This is a genomic window from Synechococcus sp. CBW1002, assembly GCF_015840915.1.
In the GTDB taxonomy this organism is placed as follows: Bacteria; Cyanobacteriota; Cyanobacteriia; order PCC-6307; family Cyanobiaceae; genus CBW1002.
The window spans coordinates 3,048,974-3,064,024 of sequence record NZ_CP060398.1; the positions used below are offsets into that span (position 1 = coordinate 3,048,974).

Here is a 15,051-nt window from a genome sequence, read left to right on the forward strand (position 1 = left end):
CTTGATCACGTCTTCGAAGTCGAGAACCTTGGAGCGGCCACCTGGCGGTCCGTCTGCCGCGCCTCCAGCCCGGTGCGCGACAGAAACCACTGGCGATCCTCATCCACCAGCGAGATCACGGCGATCGGAACGCCGAACAGCTGGCTGGTGAGCTGGGTGATCTGGTCGAAAGCCTGACTGGGTGGCTGGTCGAGGATCTGGTAGCGCCGCAGGGCCCGCAGTCGGCCGGCTTCATCAGACGGGATCGGAATGCCCCCGTCGGCTCCCGCGTCTGGTGAAGGGTCGGCGGTTGTGGAGCTGCCTTGGTTCACCGTGATCGCACTGGGGCAGGGGCTGCTTCCGCGGCCTCGACTGGCCTGGTGTCGAATCTTAGGCGGCCTTCCAGGGGGCCCAGCCACAGGCTCACGGCCAGCCAATGGATCAGCACCGGTGGCCACAGGGATCCGGTGGCGGCGTAGGCCACCAGGCAGACCACGGCCAGCCCCAGGCATTGGCTCAGGAAACGGCCGTCGCTGAAGACCCTGCGCGCCGCTGGGTACCAAAGAGCCGCCGCCAGGGGGTGATACAGCACGAACAGGCCGGTGGAGAGGGCTCCCCAGGCCAGGCCTGTGGCGAGAGACGCGCCGGAATCGGGCTGGGGCAGCAGGGCCACCCGGAACAGCAGTTCCTCGCCGATCGCCGGCATCGGCAGCAGGGCCAGGCTGGAGACCAGCCCCGGCAGTGGCTTCGGCCAGCGCCAGTGGCGGGGCAGGAAGCCGTTACGCCGTCCGCAGGCCAGCGCCACTGCGCAGTAGCCCACCAGCAGGACCGCCGTGAGCGTCACTCCGGTGGGCGTCAGGGGGGTGAGCAGGGCCGAGGCGATGCGGCTCAGCAGGGTCGCCAGGGGGGGGATCCGGCCCAGCAGCAGGGTCGGGGCCAGGGGTTCGAGGCTGGGATCGCCGCCGGCCACCTGGTTGGTGCGCAGCAGCAGCAGCGGTGAGCCATGGCGCAGAAACACGCTGGCCATGGCGTCGTGGGCACCGCGCGGCAGCAGCGACCGCCAGCTCAGCAGGATGTCCGTCACCGATTGGCCGCGCCGGAACGATGTGGCCTCGGCACCCGTGAGGCCGGCACGACTGATCGCGACCTCGACCCGTTCAGCATTGCCCTGCCAGTCGGAGCGGGCCATCCCCAGGGGGGTGAGCAACCGATCCAGGTCATCGGCCAGCTCCTGCTGCTGGCGGAACACCCGGCTGCTGGGGTCGTCGGGATGGGCCTTCAGCCAGGCGAGCAGGGCCGGATCCGCCTGCACCTGGGTGCGCAGTCGGCGCAGGGCGGCATAGAGCGCCTGGCTGGAGTCCTGCACGCAGGAGGTGGCCGGAGTGACGCTCGAGAGACCGGTGCCGTCGCCGCTGCGGTAGCGGGCCATCAGCACTTCCGCCTGAAGCCCCAGTTCATCCAGCAGGGACAGCCGGGTGCCGCCGATGCGCAGCTCACTGAAGGTGTCCTCGGGAATCAGCACATCCGAGACAGGGCGGCTACCCAGCCAGCCCCGCTGCAGATTGCCCATGTAGGCCGACCAGTCCTGGGTGCCGGCGACGATGCCGTTGGGGTTGTTGGCGTAGATCTGGTGGTAGCGGATCGCCAGGCGCGGCTGGCCCGTGAAGGGGTCTTCCACCACGCTGGCCTCACCGAGGGCGAAGTGGCCCGTGATCGTGGTGCTGCCCCGCGCCTCTCCGCCGGGGCCACCGATGCCGCCGAACAGGTGGAGCACCAGGGCGCGGCGGCCGAGCGTCCAGGCAGGGCCAATCGTTTCAGCGGTCCCCGTGGCTGTTGCCCCGCCCGTGGTCGCCGCTACGCCCATGGCATCAGAAGAGCCCTGCAGCAGGATCCGCCCGAGGCTGCCGCGCCGCTCCGGAGTGTGGAGCCAGTTCCCCTCGCGCAGATACCGAAGCCCCGCATTCAGGCCCGGCACCTGTTGATCGGCGCCGGGGCGGATCAGCTGGCGGGGCTCCAGGGCCTGCACGGTGAACAGCCCGTTGGCGTCCTGGGCTCCGTAGAGGTACCAGCCATCCGAACCGGCCGGGCTGCCTGCCAGCCCCCTGGGGGTCGACAGCCAACGGCCGTTGCGATCCCGGGGCTGCTGGGGCAGGCGCACGGTCTGCTCGGGGCCATCAAATCTGCCGCTACGGCGGTTGAAATGCCGCACGAGCAGGCTCTCGCCGTTGGGTCCGCTCTGCTTCACGATCCGCACCAGCGCCACCCAGCGACCGGTGATCTGCAGCGGTGGCCGCCCGATGGTCAGGGTTGGCGGTGTTCCGGCCACAACCTCCACCTGCTCCAGGCGCACCTGCAGATCGTCGTTGGGCCGTGACCCCGCCAGGCTCTGCAGCGGACCGACCCGGCGGCGTCCATCCAGGCGGCGCGGCACCACATTGCCGGCGACCTCGGCCCGATCGGCAGCCGCGCCGAGGTGGATGTCGGTGCGGACGGCCTCCACCAGTGCCCGCAGTCGGGGGGTGTCCCGCCAGGTCAGTCGCAGGGTCTGGCCCTGCAGCCGGCGGAAGCTGGCGGGGGTCTGTTCCAGCTGGATCCAGACCCAGTCGTCGTCGGCCCCGCCGCTGGCGGTCTCGACGCCGGCGGTGCCAGGGCGGGCCTCCGGCAGGATCAGCCGACCGATCCAGTCGCCATTGGATCGAAACAGCTCCGGATCCAGCCGTTGATCCACCGGGTAGAAGGCCGGCCGGTTGAATGCCGCCTGCTGGGCCAGGTCGTAGCTGGACACTCCGTCCGGCGGGGATGACCCGCCCTGGGGAGGCGCGTCGCCGGCCCAGCTCGCCAGGCCGATGCTGAGCATTCCGGCCAGAAGCAGGCCAAGGATCCGATGGATCGTGGCCCGGCAGGGGCTGAGCCAGCGACCCTGACGGGCCCGAGCAGACGATCGAGCTCTCGTGAGCCTTGAGGGTGGATCTGGCGTCAGGAGGGGTCTTCGAGGCGTTGGCCTTCGGCTGAGAAGCGATACCAGAGCACATCGTTGATGCGGCCCAATGGCTCGGCGGTCTGGCCGGCGCGCTCCACCATCAGCAGATCCGGCCGGCCGGCCAGCACCTCCAGGCCCTCGCCCAGGGAGAACCGGCTCGAGCCCTTGAACAGCCCGCGGTACAGGCTGTTGCCTTTGTCGTCTTTCACTTCAAGCCAGGTGGGTTCGCGGCTGCTCAGCTGCAGGCTGGTGCTGCTGGCTTTGGCTTGATCCGCTGGCTGGGAGCCGCTGCCTGCGGCCGGTATCGCATCGCCACCCTTGAAGCCACCGCTGCCCCAGCGCTGCCAGGCCAGGCCAGCCCCCAGCAGGGCCAGCAGCAGCACCGCCAGGGGAAAAAGCCGCCCGACCCATGGAGAGCCGGCAACTGGCGTGGGACCCACCAGCTTTGTGGAGGTCAACCCCGGGACCGCGGCTGAGGTGGAGCTTTGCGTGGCAGGCCGGGCCTGGACCGGCGGCGCTGCGCTTGAGGAGGGGGTGAGCGGGCGCTGGGGCTCGACGGTGGCGGACCTGATGGATCCAGCCGGGTGGTGAGCCCCGGGCCGGATGTCGAGCAGGGGCTCAATCACGCCGTTGGCATCAAGTCCGAGGCGCTTGGCGATGCGCCGCGCCTGGGCGATCACATACACCATCTCTGGAAGATGGGCGCGGTCGCCTGCCTCCAGGGCCTCCACCTGTTCGGCCCGCATATAAAGCTCTTCGGCCAGCGCCGATGTGGTCAGTCCCCGTGCTTCCCGCCCCTGCTTTAACTGGTGGCCCATCGACCGCAGGATCAGCTCCGGATCGGGTGGGGCGTCGGGGCCGTCCGGGGAGACGGCGGAAGCAGTGGCGTCAGAGTCGAGCGGGTTCTGGGTCACGGTTAACGGGGAGTGCCGTTGTAGTCCACCTGGCGAATGTCACGGCCGTCAGGCGAGATTAGAATCGTCGTCTGAATGGTGGCGGGCTTGTTCATGGTTTGCCAGCCGGGCACGCCCCCCAGAAATTCGAACAGATAACCCTGATCCGTGCGTTGGATCATGCAGTCGCCGCCGCCGCGCTGGTGCATGCATGCAGCTGTGGTGTAGCGGCTCAGCCCGCCGTTGATGCGTTCCGCCTCCATCCGGGCCAGGTTGGCGGCTCGCACCTGGCTGGCGTCCATCTGCTGGGCGACCCCAGGGGATGCGCAGACCATCACCAGGGCGGCGGCTGCGGTGGTGGCAGCCAGCGGAAGGCTCCGGAGCGAGAACGACGGCAGGCCCATGAGGTGGAGTGCAGCTGCCTGCGTTCTAGGTCCGTGATTCTGCGGCGTCAGCCAACCCAGGATGCACCGGCCCGGTCTCAGTACAGACGGCTCAGCACAAACTCCGGCAGGGCCAGCAGGGCGGTGCTGGCTTCGGAGGCCGGCAGCCACTGCAGGGCTTCATGGGCTTCGCGGCTGAACTGTTCGGCCAGGGCACGGGAACGGGGAATGGCCTCGCAGCCCCGCACCAGAGCCAGGGCCTGGTCAAGATCGCCCGCTTCACAGAATTCCCGCTCGATCAGCCCAGCCAGAGCTGGCTTCTCCTCCAGGGCGTAGAGCACCGGAGCCGTGAGGTAGCCGGCGGCCAGGTCGCTGGCGGCGGGCTTGCCGAGCTGCTGGTCGCTGCCGGTGAAATCGAGGATGTCGTCCACCACCTGGAAGGCCAGGCCCAGCTGACGACCGAAGCGATAGAGATCTTCCAGGCGTGGTTGCGGCAGTTCCGCCAGCACGCCGGCAGAGCGGGCGCTGTTGGCGATCAGGGAAGCGGTCTTGCAGTAGCTCTTTTCGAGGTAGGTCTCGAAGCTCTGGCCGGTGTCGTAGCGGAACAGGCCCTGGCGTACTTCCCCGTCCGCCAGGTCCATGATCACCCGGCTGAGCAGTTTCACCACCTCGAGGTCGTCGAGGTTGGCCAGATGCCAGCTGGCCTGGGCGAAGAGGAAATCCCCTGCCAGCACCGCCACCCGATAGTTGAAGCGGCTGTGCACGGTGGCCACACCACGGCGGGTGGAGGCTTCATCCACCACGTCGTCATGCACCAGGGAGGCGGTGTGGATCATCTCGGTGATCTCGGCCAGACGCCGATGGCGGGAACCGAGGGTCCCATCAGGATCGATGGCCCGCGAGAGCAGCAACACGATGCCAGGCCTCAGGCGCTTGCCGCCGGCGGCGAACAGGTGCTCAGCAGCTGCCTGAAGGATCGGATGACCGGCTCCGATCAGGCTGCGCAGATCGGCAAGCAAGGCGTCGAGATCGGCCTCGACCGGCTGAAGAAGTTCTGCAACCGTGGCCACGACACCTCCCTGGTGAGCCGATCCTAGAAGGATCAGGAGGGCGTCCGGAGCTCCACGGTCTCCACCCGTGGCCGCCGCTCCAGCCAACGGGTCGCGGCCTTGGCGAAGCCACTGGCCGAGCCGGTGACGCAGTAGCGGTAGAGCAGCCTCGGCGGGTCGATCGGATCGTCCTCCAGGTCCACTTCCGGCGAATCGCCCAGGTTGCCGAGCAGGGGCCCGAGACGCCGGGCGGCAGCCTGGGCCGGATCGACCAGGCGAACCCCTTGAGGCAGCAGCCGGCGCAGCAAGGGGCGCAGCAGGGGGTAGTGGGTGCAGCCCAGCACGATCGTGTCCACCTCGCCGGCGATCATCGGCTGGAGGTACCCCCGAGCCGCCTCTTCCAGGGCCGGATCCTCCAGATTGCCCGCTTCGATCAGGGGCACGAAGGCCGGGCAGCCCACCTCGATCACCCGGGCCGTCGGACGGCAGGCATGGATCGCTCGGCCATAGGCCGCGCTGGCCGCCGTGGCTGGGGTGGCGAGTACCCCGATCCGGTCGCTGCAGAGTTCGCTGGCGACACTGTCGATCAGGCCCACCACTGGCACACCTGCTTCGGCCACGGCCACATCCAGGGCCAGGGCATTGGAGGTGTTGCAGGCCATCACCAGCACACCCACCCCCTGCAGCCGCAGCCAGTGCACCACCTCAGCGGCGATGGCGCGGATGTCGTCAGGGGTGCGCTCGCCATAGGGAACCCGGGCGGTATCCCCGAGGTAGAGGCAGGGGGAATGGGGGTAGAGCGCCTGGATCTGGCGCAGCACGGTCAGACCACCGAGACCACTGTCGAACAGGCCGATGAGAAGGCTCAAGAGCGTTGCAGGTACTCGAGGATTCCGGTCGCCAGGGCCAGGGCCATGCGGCGGCGGAAGTTCGGATCGGCCAGGCGGGGGGCGTCGATCCTGCCGGTCACGAATCCCATCTCCACCAGGGAGGCCGGCATCACGGTGCGGCGGATCACGTAGAAGCGCCCGGTGCGGACACCCCGATCCGGAGTGCCGGGAGAGATCGCCAGCATCTGCCGCTGCAGAGACGCGGCCAGCTGTCTGGAATTGCTGCCCTGGAAATAGAACGTCTCGATTCCGTTCACGTCCGGCCGCGCCATGCTCAGAGCGTTCGCATGGATGCTCACGAACACATCGGCGCGGTTGCTGTTGGCCAGGGACACCCGCGGGGGCAGGTCGACGTCCACCTCGGAAGTGCGGGTCATCAGAACCTGCACGCCTCTGGCCTGGAGCAGCTGGGCCACCTGCAGCCCCACATCAAGCACCACGTTGGTTTCACGCAATCCACCGATCCCGACCGCACCTGGATCGGGGCCGCCATGGCCTGGATCGATCACGACCTTGAAGCGGCCTCTCGGCACCACTGGCAGGCCATCGGCTGACAGTGGTGTGGTGGCCGAACTGAAATTGCCGCCACCTCTGGTCCATCCGGCGCTGGCCACCGTGGCAGCGTTGATATCGCCCTCGCCCATGGCGACTGCCGAGCGCCTCGGAAGCCCCGGCAGATCCATGCGCCAGCGGTCGCGGGAGGTGCCGACCAGTCTCAGCTGGCGGGGGTCGAGACGGGTGCCTGGCTGAAACTCGACCACGAGTCGCGTGGTTCCGGGATCGGGCTTTCCGATCCGTACTTCTCGAATCGCTCCGCCACCGCTGATCGAGCGGCTGCGCTGGGGGGCGCCGGGCAGATCCACCCAGATCCGGGGGCCGCGCCCCCCGGATCCCTCCTCGAAGAAGGCCTGGATCTGAACGCCCGGGGTCGTGCGCAGCTCAAGAATGCCCTCGCGGGTGATGCGCCAGGCGCCAAGGGTGCTGGCAGCCCACGCGGGAAGCGCGGCGAACGCCAGCAGCAGTGGGGCAAGGAACAGCGGCAGGCGCTTGAGCGTCATCCGAAACAGGGGCATGCGAAAGAACGGCATACCGGTCAGAACAACGCCGGTTGGCGGTGCTGAAGGCTCGGCATCTGAGCCCTGACCCGGCCTTCGTGATCCCGATCCACCGGTGCCACGGCCAGGCCGGGGGCCACGCCCGCGTCGGCCAGCACCGTGCCCCAGGGATCGATCACCAGCGCATGGCCATGGGTCTGACGCCGGTCGTAGTGAAGGCCGGTCTGGGCCGGGGCCACCACATAGGCGGTGTTTTCGATCGCCCGGGCCTGGAGCAGCACCTGCCAGTGATCCTTGCCGGTGAAGGCGGTGAAGGCCGCCGGGATCATCAGCAGTTCGGCTCCCGCCTGGGCCAGGTGGCGATAGAGCTCCGGAAAGCGCACGTCGTAGCAGATCGACAGACCGATCCTGCAGAGGCCGGGCACATCCACCACGGGGGGCAGCTGCTGGCCGGGCTGCACCGTGGCCGACTCGCGGTAGGTGATGCCGTCCGGCAGGTCGACATCGAACAGATGGATCTTGTCGTAACGTGCCAGAAGCTGTCCTTCCTTGCCCACCAGCTCGGCCCGGTTGAAGGTGTGACCAGGACCGGCCGGCACGGGAAAACCGCCACCGAGCAGGGTCACCTGGTAGCGGCGCGCCATGGTGACCAGGAAGCGGCTGCAGCGCTCGGCCAGGTCGGCGGCCAGGTCGATCCGGGTGCTGTCTTCTCCCATGAAGGCGAAGTTCTCGGGCAGCCCCACCAGCTCAGCGCCACGGCGGGCCGCCAGTTCGATCTGCTCCTCGGCAGCCGCGAGATTGGCGTCAGGATCCGGAGTGCTGGTGAGTTGCAGTGCTGCCGCCAGAAAACTGCTCACCCGTCATCCCGTCACGACCGGCGAACTGTAAGGGACATGCCCAGCCCCTTCCAGCCCGCCGCTCTCTCCACCGAAAAGGGCCGGTTCAGCTGGCTTCCAGCACCCCTGGAGCGCTCTGCCGCGGCACGATCGTCAGGGTGTCCACGGCGGCGCAGCAGGCGAAGTCTTCGTCGTGGTTGCCAAGCCCGATCAGCCGCTGGCCGTGGCTGGCGGCACGCAGGCAGGTTTCGGTGTCGTGGCGCCACTGCTGCCAGAGGGCCAGAGCGGCGAGCATTTCGTCATTGCCGCAGCGCACGCCAACGTGGGGGGCCACCGCCATCTCCATGGCGGCCGAGGCCACCGCGCCGGCCGCGAGGCTGTCTTCCAGGGAGTAATCCCCCTCCCAACCGCTGCCCACGATCCAGACCCGCTCAGCGCCGGTCTCCACCAGTCGCCGGGCCACGGCGCTGCGGTTGGGCAGGCAGGCCGTGAGCAGCTGGGGCACCGCCTGCACCGCCGCCAGGGAGCGGGTGCCGTTGGTGGTGCTCATGAAGATGCGTTTGCCGGCCACCAGCTTCGGCACCACGGCCAGGGGCGAATTGCCCAGGTCGTAGCCCTCCACCCGCTTGCCGCCGCGCTCGCCGGCCTTGAGGCGATGTTCGGCGGGCCAGGCGGCGGCGGCGGTGTTCAGTTCCGTCAGGTCGGCGAAGGCCTGGATCGCTTCGGCGCCGTTCTTCAGGGACCAGGCGATCGTGGTGGTGGCTCGCAGCACATCGATCACCACCGCGGCATCCGGGCCGCCTTCCGCCACGGACGTCACCGGGGGGACGCATTCGGAGGTATGGAAATAGGACAGGAGCACGGCCGCGGTCGCCACAGGGGTGCGTCACAGTAGGCACCGCAAGGGATTGGTGATGGTGCGGAGCATCGGCGTTCAGGCTGGCGGGCCTACGGTGGACGCGGGTTCATTCCGGGGTTTCAACGGCGCCTCCCGCCGTGATCTGCGCGGGTATCTCACCCTGCTGGAGCAGCGCGGTCAGCTGCGCCGCATCACCGCCCCGGTGGATCCCGATCTGGAGCTGGCGGCCATCGCCGATCGGGTGCTGAGCGCTGGCGGGCCGGCGCTGCTGTTCGAGAACGTGATCGGCAGCACGATGCCGGTGGCCGTGAACCTGCTCGGCACCCAGGAGCGGGTGTTGTGGAGCATGGGCATGGAGCGACCCGAGGAGCTCGAGGCTCTCGGCGAGCGGCTGGCCCTGCTGCAACAGCCTCGCCCCCCCAAGGGGCTGCAGGAAGCAGCCAGGTTCGGCGGCCTGCTCTGGGATCTGGTCAAGGCCCGCCCCGATCTCGACCTCACCCCCCCCTGCCACCAGCAGGTGTTCAAGGGGGACCAGGTGAATCTCGATGCCCTGCCCCTGTTGCGGCCCTGGCCGGGCGATGCCGGCGGCATCATCACCCTGGGTCTGGTGATCACCAAGGACCCGGAAACGGGGACCCCCAACGTGGGCGTCTACCGCCTGCAGCGTCAGTCGATCAACACGATGACGGTGCATTGGCTGAGTGTGCGGGGCGGCGCTCGCCACCTGCGCAAGGCGGCGGCGCTGGGCAAGCCGCTGGAGATCGCGATCGCCATCGGGGTGCACCCCTTGCTGGTGATGGCGGCGGCGACGCCGATCCCGGTGCAGTTGAGCGAGTGGTTGTTTGCCGGCCTCTACGCCGGTGAGGGCGTGCGATTGGCCAAGTGCAAGACGGTGAATCTGGAAGTTCCCAGCCACAGTGAGCTGGTGCTGGAGGGCACGATCACTCCCGGCGAGGAGCTGGCCGATGGCCCGTTCGGCGACCACATGGGCTTCTACGGCGGTGTCGAGGCCTCACCGCTGGTGCGGTTTCAGTGCGTCACCCAGCGGCGCGACCCGATCTACTTCACCACCTTCAGCGGCCGGCCCCCCAAGGAGGACGCGATGCTGGCCATCGCCCTCAACCGCATCTACACCCCGATCCTGCGGCAGCAGATCCCGGAGATCGTCGATTTCTTCCTGCCGATGGAGGGCCTCAGCTACAAGCTGGCCGTGATCGCCATCGACAAGGCCTATCCCGGCCAGGCCAGGCGTGCCGCCATGGCCTTCTGGAGTGCTCTGCCGCAGTTCACTTACACGAAGTTCGTGGTGGTGGTGGATCAGAGCATCAACATCCGCGATCCCCGCCAGGTGATCTGGGCGATCAGTGCCCAGGTGGATCCCCAGCGGGATCTGTTCGTGCTGGAGAACACCCCGTTCGACAGCCTTGATTTCGCCAGCGAGCGGCTGGGTCTGGGTGGCCGCCTGGCGATTGATGCCACCACCAAGATCGGCCCCGAGAAGCGCCATCCCTGGGGTGAACCACTCCGCCGGCCTGCCGAGCTGGAGGCCCGCCTCGATGCCCGCTGGCAGGAGCTGGGGCTGGCGGACGTGGGCCAGAACCAGCCCGATCCGGCCCTGTTCGGGTACACCCTCGAGCACGTGCTGGAGCGGCTGGCCAACCTGCGATGACGCCCCAGCGGCCAGAGCCATGCTGAAGAAAGGTGGGCTCTACGCCCTCAAGGCCCTGTTGCAGCTGGCCCTGGCGCCGCAGGTCTGGCGATCCAGCACCGACCTGGCGACTGCTCTGGAGCTGCCCGCGCCGATGCTGGAGCAGCAGCTCCTGGGGCTGCGCCGCGCCGGGCTGCTCGAATCCCGCCGGGGTCGCCGCGGCGGTTTCCGTCTGGCTCTGCCAACAGAGGAAATCCCCCTGGCGGCCATTCTGGCGGCGGTCTCCGCCGACCCCAGCGAAGACCCCGCCTCCCTGGAGCTGCCCAAGGCCAGCGATCGGGTCGCGGCGGCCCTGGAGCAGCGCCTGCGCCGCGCCATGGAGCGGGAGCTGGGCCGCCTCACTCTGGCTGAACTGCTGTTCGATCTGCGCAGTGCCGAGGCTTCGATCGGGGAGGAGCAGGGCCTGCTGCTGGGTTGATCGGCTGATCTGACCCGTTGGGCTGATCGGCGTGGTGGGGGCGTTCGGCGTCGCCTTTGCCCTGGAGCAGGGGCAGATCGTGGCGGCGATGCTGCTGTCGGCCCTGCTGGTGGCCCTGATCCTGGCTGCAGCGGCCCTGCTCGCCCGGTGCCCTGGCAAGCCCAACCCCGGCTGAGCCCTCCCAGCGGAAGCCCGCAGCGGGCTCTCCATAGGATCAAGATCCCGCTCCGACCGGTTCCCTTGACCTCCGCCGCCGCGATTCCAGCCCCGCTGCACCTGCCGGCCGGAGGCTCCCTGCGGGGCACGGTGCGGGTGCCGGGCGACAAGTCGATCTCCCACCGGGCTCTGCTGTTCGGCGCCATCGCCGAGGGGGAGACCCGCATTGAGGGGTTGCTGCCCGCCGAGGATCCGCTCAGCACCGCCGATTGCCTGCGGGCCATGGGGGTGGAGGTCTCGCCGATCGAGGCCGGCCAGCCGGTGCTGGTGCAGGGGGTGGGGCTGGATGGGCTTCAGGAACCGGGCGATGTGCTCGAGTGCGGCAATTCCGGCACCACGATGCGGCTGATGCTGGGGCTGCTGGCGGGTCGCTGCGGCCGCCACTTCGTACTCAGCGGCGATCGTTCCCTGCGGGGTCGGCCGATGCGGCGTGTCGGGGAACCCCTGGCCGGCATGGGTGCCCAGATCCATGGCCGCAAGGGTGGCAACTTTGCGCCGTTGGCGGTGCTGGGTCAGCCCTTACGCGGCACCACCATCTACACCCCGGTGGCCTCGGCCCAGGTGAAGAGCGCCATCCTGCTGGCGGCCCTCACCGCCGAGGGTCCCACCACCGTGATCGAACCGGCCCAGTCGCGCGACCACAGCGAACGGATGCTGCGGGCCTTCGGCGCCCACCTGGTGGTGGGTGGCTCCGCCGCCAACGACGTGACCGTGACCCCAGGCCCGGCTCTGCGGGGGCAGAGCGTGGTGGTGCCTGGCGACATCAGCTCCGCGGCCTTCTGGCTGGTGGCTGCCGCCATCACCCCTGGAGCCGAGCTCACGGTCGAAAATGTGGGACTCAATCCCAGCCGCACCGGCATTCTTGAGGTGTTGCAGCAGATGGGTGCCGCCATCGAGGTGCGCCATGCCCGTGATGTGGCGGGCGAGCCGGTGGGGGATCTGCACGTCTGCCATGGGCCCCTGCAGGCGTTCGACATCGGCGGCGATCTGATTCCCCGTCTGGTGGATGAGATTCCGGTGCTGGCCGTCGCGGCCTGCTTTGCCGAGGGGGTCAGCCGCATCCGCGATGCCGAAGAGCTGCGGGTCAAGGAGACTGACCGGCTGGCGGTGATGGCTCGCCAGCTCGGCGCCATGGGCGCTCGCCTGGAGGAGTTCGCCGATGGCCTGGCGATCACGGGTCCCACCGTGCTGCGCGGCACCGGCGTGGACAGCGAGACCGACCACCGGGTGGCCATGAGCCTGGCGGTGGCGTCGTTGGTGGCAGAGGGTGCCACCAGCCTGGCGCGGCCCGAGGCGGCAGCCGTGTCCTATCCCGGCTTCTGGGACGATCTGGCTCGCCTGCGGGCCTGAGGTCCGTGGCCGCCTCAGCCACGAACCGCTCGGCCGGCTCCCTGCACGGCCTTTCCAGCAGCGCTCTCCAGTCCCGTTGCACGGCCGACGGCAGCTTCAGCCTCTACAGCACCGCCTTCCGTGAGGCGTTCCACAGCGCCGAGGGAGCCCTGGCCGAAGCCCTGGCCAAGTTCGTGGGGCCGGCCGATCTGAAGCGTTTCCCGGCCGGCCGGGAACTGCTGGTGGTCGAGTGCTGTGTGGGCACCGGCACCAACACTGCCGCCCTGATCGAGGCCGCCGCAGCTCAAGGCCTGCGGCTGCGCTGGTGGGGCCTGGAGCTGGATCCCGAACCGCTCGCCCTTGCCCTGGCCGACCCAGGCTTCCGCTCCCAGTGGCTGCCCTCCACCCTGGCAGTGCTGCAGACCCTTCACCGCCAAGTGGGTCAGGTTTTGGCCCCGCAGGATTCAGGTTGTCAGGGTTCGGGTCTTCTGGATCGGGCGGTTCTGGATCCTCCACCGCTGGATCCGGTGTTTCGCGGTTCGATGCTCTGGGGCGATGCGCGCCGCAGCCTGCCTCGCCTGGCCGTTGAGCTGGCCGGCCGCTGTGACCTGGTGCTGATGGATGCCTTCTCGCCAGCCCATTGCCCGCAGCTCTGGACGGAGGAGGTCTTAGTTGCGATGGCGAGCCTGTTGGCCCCCCAGGGGCGCTGGCTGAGTTACTGCTCGGCGGCGGCCGTGCGCCAGACCCTGCGTCGGGCTGGTCTTCAGTTGAGCACGATCCCCTCGCCCCCGAATCCGGCGATGCCTGGCGCGGGTTCTGGCCGCCGCCGCTGGAGTGGGGGCACGGCCGCCAGTCCAGAGCCGCTGCCCCCATCCGACAGGCTGCGGCCGCTCACGCCGATGGAGTGGGAGCACCTCACGACCAGCGCCGGTCACCCCTACCGCGATCCAAGTGGGTGCTCCACGGCGGCCGCGATCCATCAGCGTCGCCAGCTGGAGCAGGCCATGGCGGGCGCTGAACCCAGCAGTGCCTGGCGCCGTCGCTGGGGCCTGGAGGGTCACCGCCGGTAGATTCCGCCGCAGATGCCGCCTTCACTGATGCTCGCCGTTGCCGTTCTGGCCGCCGGAAAGGGCACCCGCATGAAGAGCGACCGCCCCAAGGTGTTGCAGCCGCTGGCCGGCGCCACCCTGGTGGAGCGGGTGCTGCGCAGTTGCCGAACCCTGGAGCCTGAGCGGCAGCTGCTGATTGTTGGCCACCAGGCCGAGCGGGTTGAGCAGGAGCTGGGCCATCTGACCGGTCTGGAGTACGTGCTGCAGCAGCCGCAGAACGGCACCGGCCACGCCGTTCAGCAGTTGCTCGAGCCTCTGGCCGGTTTCAGCGGCGAGCTGCTGGTGTTGAACGGCGATGTGCCGCTGCTACAGCCGGAGACCCTGGAGCAGCTGCTGGACCGCCATTGCCAGAGCGGCGCTGCCGTGACCCTGCTCACCGCCCGGCTCGACGATCCCACCGGATACGGCCGCGTCTTCGCCGATGCCGAGGGGCAGGTGAGCGCCATCGTGGAGCATCGCGATTGCAACCCGGCCCAGCGAGACACCGACCTGATCAATGGCGGCATCTACTGCTTCGACTGGCCAAAACTGGCGGCGGTGCTGCCCCTGCTCACTTCAGACAACGACCAGGGGGAGCTCTATCTCACCGACACGGTGGCTCTGTTGCAGCCGGCCTTCCATCTGGAGGTGAGCGATCCCGATGAGATCAACGGCGTCAACGACCGCCTGCAGCTCAGCCAGTGTGAAGCCGTGCTCCAGGACAGGCTGCGGCGCCACTGGATGGCCGAGGGGGTCACCTTCGTGGATCCACCCAGTTGCACCCTCAGCGATGGCAGCCGTTTCGGCCGCGACGTGGTGGTGGAACCGCAATGCCATTTCCGGGGCAGCAGCGTGATCGGCGATGGCTGCCGCATCGGTCCAGGCTGCCTGATCGAAGACTCCGAACTCGGTTGTGGCGTGGAGGTGCTCCACTCGGTGGTGCGCGGCGCCGTTGTCGCCGATGGCTGCGCGATCGGGCCCTTCGCCCAGCTCCGGGCCGGCAGCAACCTGGCGGCTGGCTGCCGCGTCGGCAACTTCGTGGAGATCAAGAACAGCGTGCTGGAGGCGGAGGTGAAGGTGAATCACCTCAGCTACATCGGCGATGCCGATCTCGGCTCCGGCGTGAATGTGGGTGCCGGCACGATCACCGCCAACTACGACGGCCTCCGCAAGCACCGCACCGTGATCGGGGCCGGCAGCAAGACCGGGGCGAACTCGGTGCTGGTGGCCCCGATCAATCTCGGGGAACGGGTCACGGTGGGGGCCGGCTCCACCCTGACCAAGGACGTACCCAGCGGTGCCCTGGCAATCGGCCGGGCCCGCCAGCTGATCAAGGAGAACTGGCCCGGTCCGGCCTGATCGCCAGGG

Annotated in this window: 15 protein-coding genes; 6 read left to right on the forward strand and 9 right to left on the reverse strand. The window is 69.0% G+C overall.

Annotated features, from left to right (window positions below):
* Positions 1–5 precede the first annotated feature (5 nt).
* From H8F24_RS15025 to H8F24_RS15065, 9 genes are all read right to left on the reverse strand, one after another.
* Positions 6–311: a hypothetical protein gene (locus H8F24_RS15025; protein WP_197172574.1), complete on the reverse strand. Its 306-nt coding sequence runs from the start codon at positions 309–311 to the stop codon at positions 6–8.
* Positions 308–2,836, reverse strand: a complete 2,529-nt coding sequence (locus tag H8F24_RS15030) for a type II CAAX prenyl endopeptidase Rce1 family protein (RefSeq protein ID WP_197170125.1) — start codon at positions 2,834–2,836, stop codon at positions 308–310. Before H8F24_RS15030 ends, H8F24_RS15025 begins: the two co-directional genes overlap by 4 nt.
* Positions 2,837–2,955: 119 nt before the next feature.
* Positions 2,956–3,777: a helix-turn-helix domain-containing protein gene (locus H8F24_RS15035; RefSeq protein ID WP_197170126.1), complete on the reverse strand. Its 822-nt coding sequence runs from the start codon at positions 3,775–3,777 to the stop codon at positions 2,956–2,958.
* 98 nt (positions 3,778–3,875) lie between these two features.
* Entirely contained in the window at positions 3,876–4,256 is a 381-nt protein-coding gene (locus H8F24_RS15040) for a hypothetical protein (protein WP_197155143.1), read from the reverse strand.
* 77 nt (positions 4,257–4,333) lie between these two features.
* Positions 4,334–5,305 carry a solanesyl diphosphate synthase gene (gene sds, locus H8F24_RS15045; protein ID WP_197170127.1) on the reverse strand — a complete coding sequence of 324 codons (972 nt, stop codon included), beginning with the start codon at positions 5,303–5,305 and terminating at the stop codon, positions 4,334–4,336.
* Positions 5,306–5,337: 32 nt separating this feature from the next.
* Positions 5,338–6,153, reverse strand: coding sequence for a glutamate racemase (murI, locus tag H8F24_RS15050; protein WP_197170128.1), 816 nt, complete (start codon positions 6,151–6,153; stop codon positions 5,338–5,340).
* The gene (locus tag H8F24_RS15055; RefSeq protein WP_197172392.1) at positions 6,150–7,232 is read right to left on the reverse strand and encodes an N-acetylmuramoyl-L-alanine amidase; all 1,083 of its coding nucleotides are present in this window, start codon (positions 7,230–7,232) and stop codon (positions 6,150–6,152) included. Before H8F24_RS15055 ends, murI begins: the two co-directional genes overlap by 4 nt.
* Positions 7,233–7,267: 35 nt before the next feature.
* Positions 7,268–8,086, reverse strand: coding sequence for a carbon-nitrogen hydrolase family protein (locus H8F24_RS15060; RefSeq protein ID WP_197155148.1), 819 nt, complete (start codon positions 8,084–8,086; stop codon positions 7,268–7,270).
* Positions 8,087–8,171: 85 nt separating this feature from the next.
* The gene (locus tag H8F24_RS15065) at positions 8,172–8,927 is read right to left on the reverse strand and encodes a 2-phosphosulfolactate phosphatase family protein (RefSeq protein ID WP_197155150.1); all 756 of its coding nucleotides are present in this window, start codon (positions 8,925–8,927) and stop codon (positions 8,172–8,174) included.
* Between the two features lie 91 nt (positions 8,928–9,018).
* Between H8F24_RS15065 and H8F24_RS15070 the strand changes: the two genes are divergently transcribed.
* From H8F24_RS15070 to glmU, 6 genes are all read left to right on the forward strand, one after another.
* Complete coding sequence (locus tag H8F24_RS15070; protein ID WP_197159244.1) at positions 9,019–10,593, forward strand: UbiD family decarboxylase; 1,575 nt, start codon at positions 9,019–9,021, stop codon at positions 10,591–10,593.
* Positions 10,594–10,612: 19 nt separating this feature from the next.
* Entirely contained in the window at positions 10,613–11,050 is a 438-nt protein-coding gene (locus H8F24_RS15075; protein ID WP_197155152.1) for an Rrf2 family transcriptional regulator, read from the forward strand.
* Positions 11,051–11,084: 34 nt separating this feature from the next.
* Entirely contained in the window at positions 11,085–11,225 is a 141-nt protein-coding gene (locus H8F24_RS15080; RefSeq protein ID WP_197170129.1) for a hypothetical protein, read from the forward strand.
* A 65-nt stretch (positions 11,226–11,290) separates the two neighbouring features.
* A complete protein-coding gene (aroA, locus tag H8F24_RS15085) occupies positions 11,291–12,616 on the forward strand; it encodes a 3-phosphoshikimate 1-carboxyvinyltransferase (RefSeq protein WP_197170130.1) in 1,326 nt (441 codons plus the stop codon).
* A 5-nt stretch (positions 12,617–12,621) separates the two neighbouring features.
* Positions 12,622–13,665 carry an MnmC family methyltransferase gene (locus H8F24_RS15090; protein WP_231597874.1) on the forward strand — a complete coding sequence of 348 codons (1,044 nt, stop codon included), beginning with the start codon at positions 12,622–12,624 and terminating at the stop codon, positions 13,663–13,665.
* A gap of 27 nt (positions 13,666–13,692) precedes the next feature.
* Positions 13,693–15,042, forward strand: coding sequence for a bifunctional UDP-N-acetylglucosamine diphosphorylase/glucosamine-1-phosphate N-acetyltransferase GlmU (gene glmU, locus H8F24_RS15095; RefSeq protein ID WP_197170131.1), 1,350 nt, complete (start codon positions 13,693–13,695; stop codon positions 15,040–15,042).
* Positions 15,043–15,051: the final 9 nt, after the last annotated feature.

Coding starts and splice junctions, on each gene's coding strand:
- H8F24_RS15035 (WP_197170126.1), bottom strand. CDS start 3,777: ATGGGCCACCAGTTAAAGCAGGGGCGGGAAGCACGGGGACTGACCACA.
- H8F24_RS15075 (WP_197155152.1), top strand. CDS start 10,613: ATGCTGAAGAAAGGTGGGCTCTACGCCCTCAAGGCCCTGTTGCAGCTG.
- H8F24_RS15040 (WP_197155143.1), bottom strand. CDS start 4,256: ATGGGCCTGCCGTCGTTCTCGCTCCGGAGCCTTCCGCTGGCTGCCACC.
- H8F24_RS15055 (WP_197172392.1), bottom strand. CDS start 7,232: ATGACGCTCAAGCGCCTGCCGCTGTTCCTTGCCCCACTGCTGCTGGCG.
- H8F24_RS15030 (WP_197170125.1), bottom strand. CDS start 2,836: ATGCTCAGCATCGGCCTGGCGAGCTGGGCCGGCGACGCGCCTCCCCAG.
- glmU (WP_197170131.1), top strand. CDS start 13,693: ATGCTCGCCGTTGCCGTTCTGGCCGCCGGAAAGGGCACCCGCATGAAG.